Source organism: Trinickia sp. Z7, from assembly GCF_056498045.1.
This window is the reverse complement of the sequence record NZ_JAUEQW010000037.1, coordinates 1-2,260: the sequence shown is the minus strand read 5'-3', so window position 1 is coordinate 2,260 and position 2,260 is coordinate 1. Positions and strand designations below refer to the sequence as shown.

Annotated in this window: 2 protein-coding genes; both read right to left on the bottom strand. The window is 66.2% G+C overall.

What is annotated here, in order from left to right; translation table 11 throughout:
• Nucleotides 1-366: 366 nt before the first annotated feature.
• Complete coding sequence (locus tag QQS38_RS25860; RefSeq protein WP_479648178.1) at nt 367-1,542, bottom strand: IS91 family transposase; 1,176 nt, start codon at nt 1,540-1,542, stop codon at nt 367-369.
• 12 nt (nt 1,543-1,554) lie between these two features.
• Nucleotides 1,555-2,260 (bottom strand): tyrosine-type recombinase/integrase (locus tag QQS38_RS25855; RefSeq protein WP_479648177.1); only part of this gene is annotated, 706 nt, incomplete at its 5' end.

The following is a 2,260-nucleotide window of genomic DNA, read 5'->3' as shown; positions in this document are numbered from 1 at the left end:
GGGCTGCCTTCGTTAAGGGTTATTCGATGCCTGCCCTCATTCACGTGACTATGAGCGCGCGACGACGCGTGCGGGCAGGCGGCGAATAAGCCTCGAGGGAGGAAACCGCGGAGTGGTCCGGGGCCGTCGGAATTGTGGGTGGCTATGGCGATTGATCGTTGGGGTTGGTCAACGGTCGGGGGCAATGGCCGATCGGAGCAGGGGCGAGATAGGCGCTGGAGCGGCGGTGAAGCGGTGGGGGCACGCCGCGCCGATGGGCAGGATGATGGTCGAGATGCTGCGTGAAGCGACTGGCGCGAGCGTCCGCTCGTAGGCTGCGTTGCCGCAAAGCCGACGTTCGGTGTGGTAGGCACAGAACCGTAGCGTTCATGTTGCGCTTCGCGAGATCGGTGGTGCGCGAATCGAGGCGGTGCGCTGGAGGATGTCGATGACGATCATCGGGGCGCCGCAGTGCCGGCAGATGAAGGTGGGCCGGGTTTCGATGATGGTGTGGTCGGATGGGCTGTTCAGTTTGGGCGCGACGTGCAGTAGGTCACGCACCTTTGCGAGATTGGCGCGTCGCACCGGGTTGGCGAGCAGTCCGTAGTGACGAATGCGGTGAAACCCGCCGGGCAGCACGTGCAGCAGGAAGCGGCGCATGAACTCGCCGGCCTCCAGCGTCATGGTCTTGTAGCGCGTGCGCCCCTTCTCGCGATAGTCCTTCCAGCGGAACGTCACGCCGCGCTCGTCGAAGGCCAGCAGCCGCTGGTTCGAGATCGCCACGCGGTGCGTATAGCGCGAGAGGTAGGCGAGCACCGCTTCCGGTCCCGCAAAGGGACGCTTGGCGTACACAAACCAATTGCAGGTACGCAGGGGCGCGAGCCACCGGGCGAAGGTGGCCGGATCGGCGAGCGCCGCATACTCGGCGAAGAATTGCAGTTGGCCACGCCGATGGGCATCCGTGAGTGCGTCGAGAAAGCGCCGTCGGAACAGGCGCGAGAGCACGCGCACGGGCAGGAAGAAGCCGGACCGGCAGGCGATCCAGCGCTGGCCATCGAGCGACAGCCCCCCACCGGGTACGATGCCATGCACGTGCGGATGATGCGTGAGCGCGGAACCCCAGGTGTGCAGCACGAGCGTGGCGCCGATCTGGGCGCCAAGGTGTTTGGGGTCGGCGGCGATCGTGCGCAGCGTCTCAAAGGCGATGTCGAACAGCAGCCCGTAGATGACGCGCTTGTTATACCAGGCGATCGCGCTGATGGCGGCGGGCAGCGTGAAGACGACGTGGTAGTACTCAACGGGAAGCAGATCGGCCTGACGCGCTTCGAGCCAGCGGTGTGCGGCGCTGGCCTGGCACTTCGGGCAATGGCGGTTGCGACACGAGTTGTAGGCAACCTCGATCTGCGAGCAGCCGGAACAGCGCAGCACATGTCCGCCCAGCGCCGCGCTGCGGCACTGTTCGATGGCTGACATGACCTTCAACTGCCCGAGGCTCAGGCGTACCGTTCGTCGCCACGCCGGGCCGTGGGCGCGGAAGATGTCCGCGACCTCCAGCACGGGCACTGCATCGCGTGGCTAGCCGGCCTGCAAGCGCTCCAGGGGACTGGTGACTTCGCGCAGCAGGTCGGTGGCGACCTGCACGTAAAGCGCGGTGGTCTCAAGCTTGGTGTGCCCCAGCAGTACCTGGATCACGCGGATGTCGACCTTCTGCTCAAGCAGGTGTGTCGCGAAACTGTGACGCAGCGTGTGCATGGAGACGCGTTTGTCGATCTGCGCGGCCTCGGCAGCGGCGTGAATCGCGCGGTTCAGTTGCCGTGGGCTGAGAGGGTCGAGGGGATCGAGCCCGGGAAACAGCCACCCGCCGTCGAGCATCTTGCCCTGGGCGCGGGCTACCCGCCACCATACGCGCAGGCGTTCGAGCAGCACCGGCGAGAGCATCGCGTAGCGGTCCTTGCGGCCCTTGCCCTGCTCGATGCGCAGCGTCATGCGCTGGCTGTCGACGTCGCCGACCTTCAGCGCCACTACTTCGCTGGCGCGCAGCCCGGTGCCGTAGGCGACCGAGAGGGCCGTCTGGTGCTTGAGGTTGCCCGTTGCGGCGATGAGTCGGCGTACCTCATCGGGGCTGAGCACGACCGGCAGCGTGCGGGGCACGCGCACGGGCTGCATCCGCGCCATCAGTTCCGGCTCGCGGAGCGTGATCTCGAAGAAGAACTTCAGTCCGGTGATCGCGGCGTTCAGCGAAATCGGTGACGTGCCGTGATCGACCAGATGCAGTTGGTAG